This is a genomic window from Clostridioides sp. ZZV15-6388, from assembly GCF_020657755.1.
Classification (GTDB): domain Bacteria; phylum Bacillota; class Clostridia; order Peptostreptococcales; family Peptostreptococcaceae; genus Clostridioides.
Map to the genome: position 1 here is coordinate 64,978 of NZ_JAGWCU010000018.1, position 8,160 is coordinate 73,137.

The 8,160-nt window shown below is 30.8% G+C and carries 5 protein-coding genes; 3 read left to right on the plus strand and 2 right to left on the minus strand.

The window, feature by feature from the left end; all coding sequences use genetic code 11:
* Positions 1-1,335 carry a GntP family permease gene (locus KGF48_RS12250; RefSeq protein WP_227841372.1) on the plus strand — a complete coding sequence of 445 codons (1,335 nt, stop codon included), beginning with the start codon at positions 1-3 and terminating at the stop codon, positions 1,333-1,335.
* Between the two features lie 409 nt (positions 1,336-1,744).
* On the plus strand, positions 1,745-2,572 hold the full coding sequence (locus KGF48_RS12255) for a CAP domain-containing protein (RefSeq protein ID WP_227841373.1): 828 nt from the start codon (positions 1,745-1,747) through the stop codon (positions 2,570-2,572).
* A gap of 169 nt (positions 2,573-2,741) precedes the next feature.
* Here KGF48_RS12255 and KGF48_RS12260 read toward each other — a convergent pair whose 3' ends face one another.
* Positions 2,742-3,338, minus strand: coding sequence for a TetR/AcrR family transcriptional regulator (locus tag KGF48_RS12260; RefSeq protein WP_227841401.1), 597 nt, complete (start codon positions 3,336-3,338; stop codon positions 2,742-2,744).
* A 220-nt stretch (positions 3,339-3,558) separates the two neighbouring features.
* On the opposite strand from KGF48_RS12260, the gene KGF48_RS12265 reads away from it, so the two are divergent.
* Positions 3,559-4,209 (plus strand): methyltransferase family protein, encoded by a 651-nt coding sequence (locus KGF48_RS12265; RefSeq protein WP_227841400.1) that lies wholly within the window; start codon positions 3,559-3,561, stop codon positions 4,207-4,209.
* 102 nt (positions 4,210-4,311) lie between these two features.
* Here KGF48_RS12265 and nifJ read toward each other — a convergent pair whose 3' ends face one another.
* Complete coding sequence (gene nifJ / locus KGF48_RS12270) at positions 4,312-7,851, minus strand: pyruvate:ferredoxin (flavodoxin) oxidoreductase (RefSeq protein WP_227841399.1); 3,540 nt, start codon at positions 7,849-7,851, stop codon at positions 4,312-4,314.
* Positions 7,852-8,160: the final 309 nt, after the last annotated feature.

An 8,160-nucleotide genomic window follows, 5' to 3' on the forward strand; every position in this document is an offset into this window, starting at 1 on the left:
ATGAGTATTATCGCACCAATTGGTATAATTATTGGTATTATAGCTATTATATATTTTTCAGTTAAAGAAATTCATATAACTATAGCTGCTCCAATAGCAACTTTAATAGTTGTTCTCTTAAATAAAATGGATGTTGTGACATCAATGCTAGGTGCTGACAAAAATAATTATATGGGAGCACTTGGAAACTATATAATGAGCTATTTTGCAATATTTTTGCTAGGTTCTATACTTGCCAAGTTTATGGAAGAAAGTGGAGCTACTGTATCTATAGCTGATTTTATTTTAAATAAATTTGGCTCTAACCACCCTTACAGAGTTTTAGTTGCTATATTTATAGTGAGTTTTATACTAACATATGGTGGAATAAGTTTATTTGTAGTTATGTTTGCAGTTATTCCACTTGCAAGAACTCTATTTAAAAAACTTGATATTTCTTGGAATCTTATTCAGATACCTCTTTGGCTTGGAATTGCAACAATTACTATGACTATGATTCCTGGTACACCAGCTATTCAAAATGTTATTCCTATTCAGTACCTAAACACATCTCTTACAGCAGCAGCTATACCAAGTATTGCAGGAAGTATAGGTTGTGCTGTATTTGGTCTGGTATACATGAAATATACTTTAAACAAAAGTCTTAGAAAAGGAGAAACTTATGCAACTTACACTTCAGATATAGAAGAAGAGTCTTTAGATAGAGAATTACCAGGATTTTTTTCAAGTATCTTTCCTCTATTATCACTTGTAGTCATAGCAATATCTGGAAGTACTTTTGGTTCAGAATTTATGAAAAAAAATGTAATTTACATAGCCTTAATAGTTGCAATTATTTTATCTGCTTTTCTATTCCGTAAATTTTTATCATCAAAAATACAAACATTGAGTATTGGTGCTAGTGGTTCTATAGGACCTATTTTTGCAACATCTTCTGCTGTTGCATTTGGAGCTGTAATAATGGCTGCACCAGGCTTTGATATATTCAGTAAACTTATCATGTCAATACCAGGAAGTCCACTTATAAGCCTTACTGTTTTAACTTCAACAATGTCAGCAATAACAGGCTCCTCTTCGGGTGCTTTGGGAATAGTAATGCCAAACTTTGCAGATTATTATCTAAGTACTGGCATGAACCCAGAGTTAATCCATCGTGTTGCTACAATTGCTTCAAACATATTAACAATCGTACCTCAAAGTGGTGTTTTTCTTACCTTCTTGAGTTTATCTAAATTAACACATAAAACTGGTTTTAAAGAGACTTTTGTTGTGGTTGCAGTTGGTTCATTAATAGCAGAAATCATTGTAATTACATTAGGATTACTAATGTATTAAACCAAATTAAATTACTATTTATTATATAAAAAGTCATCTATTTATGATAGATGGCTTTTTTATTTTCAAGAACTTAATTAAAGATACTTTTTTTACTTATTTTCAAAGTATATATTAAATAAATATCACTAACTATAAAAAAAATTTACCGCAAGCAGAATTTTACATCATAGAATTATTGTAAAAACACTATTTCTTCTAAAGCAGCTATGCCATACTATGCAGATTAATGATGAAAATTATCAAACATCATAAAATATACCTATTTATTCCAGGTATATTTTATTTACATATCTTTACAGTAAAAAAACACTTGATTCTATGTTAGTATAAATGCACGGGTACCCCCTACACTAAAGGTTACAATTTAGTAACATTTTTAGAATTTTTAGATTGAGAGGTGTTTATAATGAGAAAAAATATACCAACAAAATTAAAAACTATACTAGCTTTAGGAGTGTTAACCTTAGCAACAGCTTCCAGTGCTGTTACTGCAAGTGCTTCGTCACTTGAAAACAATATGAATATAAGTAATAAAAATTTAGTATATACTAATGCTAAATTTAAGTTTTCAGCAAAACCAAATTGTTCTGTAAAACCAGAACTTAAACCTGACAAGGATAATTCTTGTAAAGATAAGAATCATAATGACAAGAATTGTAATATTACTAACAGACCTAACGACAACAATAATTCAGACTCTACTAATAAACCTGAGGATAATAATAACTCAGACTCTAGTAAGCCTGAAGATAGTAATAAACCAGAAGATAATAAACCTGAGGACAACAACAATTCAGGCTCTACTAATAAGCCTGAAGATAATAACAATTCAGGCTCTACAACTGGAAATTTTTCAGCTTACCAAAAAGAAGTCGTTGATTTAGTAAACGTAGAGAGATCTAAAGCTGGATTAAATCCACTTACTCTTGATGCTGATGTATCAAATGTAGCTACGAAGAAATCTCAAGATATGATTGACAACAACTACTTTGCACATAATTCTCCAACTTATGGTTCTCCATTTGATATGTTGAAAAAGTTTGGGATAAGCTATAAAACAGCTGGTGAAAATATAGCAATGGGACAAAAAACACCAAAAGAAGTTGTAAATGCTTGGATGAATTCTGAAGGTCATAGAAAAAATATATTAAATCCAAATTACAGTAAAATAGGTGTTGGAGTAGCACAAAAAAGTGGTGGTTCAATTTACTGGACACAAATCTTTGTAGGATAAAATACTCTTTTTCCATATATACAAAAAGAGTATCTCAAGATGATTTTTAAAAATCATAAATGGGATACTCTTTTGTATCTATACTATATCATAGTATTTTATCTTTAATATATTTTTCATACTGAATATAAATTCCTATATTATAAATATTATTTAATAATTAAATAATTTAAAAATCCCTTATAAAAAAATCAAAACTTCCTTTCGGCGCCATTAGACTTCTTTCTAAAATCAAACTTAATGCTTCTAATTTGCGTTTTTTCTCCTCTTTATTCCAAGAAAAAATACCTGGGTCAAGTAAAAAAGTGAAAATAGATAAAATTATCTCTGATACTTCTAAAGTATATTCACATTTAAATATCCCTTCTTCCACTCCTTGTTGAAATATTTCTGCAATAATGGGAGAAAGTGAAGTAAGTATTTCTGCAAGAGATTTTTGATGGATTGAAGCATTAAATTGTTGGTGAAGATATTCATCAATTGAAGATTCAACTGTTGATGTTATATAACTTTGAAATAATAGCATCAGTTTTGAAATTGAATCCAATTGACTTTTCTCTACAATAACTTTACATTTGTCTATAATCTGGCTATAAGTTCGTTCAACTACTGCATCAAATATTTCATCCTTAGATTTAAAATAATAATATATACTTCCTTTTCCAATACCTGCTCTTCTTGCAATATCACTAACTGAACAAGTTGCTCCTTTTTCTTCTCTTAATAATTCTTGCATGGCATTTAAAATCAACTCTTTTTTGTCCATATACTCACCATCCTTATTTTGTATTATAACACAGTATCAAAAAGTTGACCACTGGTCGAAAATATGATACAATATAAAAAACTTGACCACTGGTCGAAAAATATTTTTAAATAATTTTTATTTATAGCAATATCTTTTTTATAATTACATAGCTGAAATCTACTTAGTTGTCTAAGATACATTTACATTAAAAATTATTTAAATTTGGGAGGATAATTTTATGAACGAAACAGCACTTTCGCACTATGGTAATTGGATTGGTGTAATTATCTGGATATTAATTTATGGAATCTTTCTATTTTTTCTACCCTTTTATAAAAAAAGTCAAAGAAAGCCCACTACAGCCTATCTAGCATTTATAATAGCTTACGCCCTTGAAATGTTTGGTATACCAATGAGTATGTACTTTGTAGCATGGTTTTTTGGCAAACAACTACCAGATGGTGTATTGTGGGGACATACACTAAATCAATACATTGGTCATTTTGGAATGTATATATGTATAATTTTAAACATTATTGGTGCTTTACTAGTAGTTTTAGGTTGGAGAACAATATACAAGAAATATTGGAAGTACAAAGATGGAAAAGGAAAGTTAGTAACAACAGGAATTTATCATTATGTAAGACATCCACAATATACAGGATTCTTACTAATAACACTTGGAATGATATTTGAATGGGCAACAATACCTCTTTTAATTATGTGGCCTATACTAGTAATTGTATATTATAGATTAGCAAAGAAAGAAGAAAAAGACATGATAAATGAATTTTCAAACAATTATATTGTTTATCGCAACAAAACAGGTATGTTTCTTCCTAAAATACGATTAAAAAAACATGGACAATATACAGAAACAAAATCTTAATTCTTACAGTTTGATATAAATAAAAAAGGGATACTATTTTTTAATAGTATCCCTAATTATTATCAAATTATATCTTAAATAAGCATTATAATACTCTAATTATTATTCAGCTAATTTTTTGTATCCTTCATATCTTTCTTTAGCATCAGCTTCAGCTTTTGCAAATAATCCATCAGCTTCTTCTGGGAATTGTTTAGCTATAGCAGAGTATCTTACTTGTGCAAGTATGAAATCTCTGAAGCTTGCAGTTGGTTCCTTAGAATCTAAAGTGAATGGGTTTTTACCTTCAGCTTTTACTTCTGGATTGAATCTGTATAAATGCCAGTATCCGCAAGCAACAGCTTGTGCTTCGTTAGCTACAGTTCTTCCCATACCTTCTTTTAATCCATGATTTATACATGGAGCATAAGCTATTATTAAAGATGGTCCATCATGTTTTTCAGCTTCTAGAACAGCTTTGATAAATTGGTTTTTATCAGCACCCATAGCAACTTGAGCTACATATACGTTTCCGTAAGTCATAGCCATCATACCTAGGTCTTTCTTTCTAGATTGTTTACCTGCTGCAGCAAATTTAGCCATGGCAGCAGCTGGAGTAGCTTTAGAAGCTTGACCTCCTGTATTTGAATATACTTCTGTATCAAATACAAGTACATTTACATTTTCACCAGATGCAAGAACATGGTCTAATCCACCATAACCGATGTCATATGCCCAACCATCTCCACCTAGTATCCATTGAGATCTCTTAACTAGATAATCTTTTCTATCTCTTATAGCTTTTACTAATTCTTTAGCTTTTTCATCTGTGCAATCACAAGCTGGTTTTTCTAATAATTCAACAACTTTAGCACTTGCTACTTTAGAAGCTTCTCCATCATTTCTAGAATCTAACCATTCTGTAAATACTGCTTTAGCATCTTCACAGATATCCATAGAAACTAATTCTGTCATAGCATCTACTATTTTTCCTCTTATTTGTTTAACAGCTGTGTACATACCAAATCCGTATTCAGCATTATCTTCAAATAAAGAGTTTGCCCAAGATGGACCTTTGCCTTCATGGTTACAAGTATAAGGAGTTGAAGGTGCAGAAGCTCCCCATATAGAAGAACATCCAGTAGCATTAGCTATCATCATTCTATCTCCATATAATTGTGTAACTAACTTAATGTATGCAGTTTCTCCACATCCAGCACATGCTCCTGAGAATTCCATTAATGGTTGTCTAAATTGACTTCCTTTAACAGTGTTTGCAGGCATAACATCAACTTTTGGAGCTACATCTTCAGGATTTACTGCAAATGCCCAGTTATCTAACTCTGTATCAAGTTGAGTATCTATTGGTTTCATAACTAAAGCTTTTTCTTTAGCTGGACATATATCAGCACAGTTTCCACATCCTGTACAATCTAGTGGACTAACTTGAATTCTATATTTTAATCCTTCTAATCCTTTACCTAATGCTTTTTTAGCTTCAAATCCTTTTGGAGCATTAGCTAATTCTTCTTCTGTAACTAAAACTGGTCTTATACATGCATGAGGACATATAAAAGAACATTGGTTACATTGGATACAGTTATCCAATACCCATTCAGGAACATCAACAGCTATACCACGTTTTTCATAAGCTGAAGTACCACAAGGGAATGTTCCATCTTCTATACCATTGAATGTACTTACTGGTAAGTTATTACCTTCTTGTGCAGTCATTGGTCTTAATATATTTCTTATAAATTCTGGTTCTTTAACTTCTTCTTTATCTGCATCAACAGCATTTGCCCAAGAAGCTGGAACTTCAACTTTAACTAAAGCATTTATTCCTGCATCAACAGCAGCATAGTTCATGTTAACTATCTTTTCACCTTTTTTACCATAAGCTTTAACTATAGAATCTTTTAAGTATTTAACAGCATCTTCTTCTGGTATTATTTCAGCTAATTTAAAGAATGCAGATTGCATTATCATGTTTATTCTATTTCCAAGACCTATTTCTTGTCCTAGTTTAACAGCATTAACTGTATAGAATTTTATATCATTTTTAGCTATATATTGTTTCATGTGAGCTGGTAAGTTTTCTTCAATTCCTGCTTGATCCCATATAGTGTTAAGTACAAATGTACCACCTTTTTTAAGACCTTTTAATAAATCATATTGATAAACATATGATTGTTTATGACAGGCAATATAGTCAGCTTCATCTATTAAATAAGTAGCTCTTATTGGAGTATCACCAAATCTTAAGTGAGACATAGTTATACCACCAGATTTTTTAGAGTCATAATCAAAGTAAGCTTGAGCATATTTTTCAGTATGGTCACCGATTATTTTTATAGCTTGTTTGTTAGCTCCAACAGTACCGTCAGAACCTAATCCCCAGAACTTACATCTTATAGTTCCTTTAGAAGCTATTTTAATTGATTCAGATGGAGTTAAAGAAGTATTAGTTACATCATCAACTATACCTACTGTAAATCCATTCTTAGGTTGTTCTGAAACTAAGTTATCAAAAACAGTTTTTATATCTGAAGGAGTAGTATCTTTTGAACCTAATCCGTATCTTCCACCTATTATCATAGGAGCATTTTCTTTTCCATAGAATACATCACGTACATCTAAGTATAATGGTTCACCAGTTGAACCTGGTTCTTTAGTTCTATCAAGCACACATATTCTTTCAACAGTAGATGGCACAGCATCTAAGAAATGTTTCATTGAGAATGGTCTGTATAAATGAACTTTAACTAAACCATATTTTTCTCCCTTAGCATTTAAGTAATCTATAGTTTCTTCTATTGTTTCTGTTACAGAACCCATAGCAATTAATATAGATTTAGCATCTTCTGCTCCATAGTAATCAAATAAACTATGTTTTCTACCTGTTAAATCACTCATTTTTTCCATGTATTTTTCAACTATACCTACTATATTTTGATAGTATTTGTTAGAAGCTTCTCTAGTTTGGAAATATATATCTGGGTTTTGAGCAGTACCACGAGTAACTGGATGATTTGGAGATAAAGCATTATCTCTAAATGCTTGAACTGCTTCAAAGTTTAATAAACTTGCATAATCTTCATTTTCTAATAATTCCACTTTTTGGATTTCATGTGAAGTTCTGAATCCATCAAAGAAATGTATAAATGGTAATTTACCTTCTATTGCAGCTAAATGTGCAACAGGTGCTATATCAGCTACTTCTTGAACTGAACCAGAAGCTAATAATACACATCCAGTTTGTCTAGCAGCCATAACGTCTTGATGATCCCCAAATATTGATAAAGCTTGAGATGCTAAAGCACGAGCACTTACATGGAATACTCCTGGTAATAACTCCCCTGCAACTTTATACATGTTAGGTATCATTAATAATAAACCTTGAGATGCTGTAAAAGTAGAAGTTAAAGCTCCACCTTGTAAAGAACCATGGAATGCTCCTGCTGCTCCTGCTTCTGATTGCATTTCAACAACATTAACTTTTTGTCCAAATACATTTTTTCTTCCTTGTGATGCCCACTCATCAACTACTTCAGCCATAGTTGAAGATGGTGTGATTGGGTATATAGCTGCTACATCTGTAAATGCATAGGCAACGTGAGCTGCAGCTGTATTCCCATCAAGTGTTTTCATAAACTTAGCCATAATATGTATCCTCCTTGATAGCTACAATTGTACTTGTTTATAACAAGTCTATTTTTTTATATTTACATATAATTTACACAACAAAAATATAAACACACATAGTCGCGCAAATACTCTATCTTCTAATATAATACTACAGATTGGATAAAATTCCTTTGAAAATTGTAAATTAATTACATATTTAAGTAGATTTTTTTTTAAATTAAATATGTTAAGTTTTTTTCATAATTTTGTATACAATATATAATAAATTAAGTTAGACTTTTCAAACTTTTTTATCTATTTGTATATATTGATATTAGGAGTAAG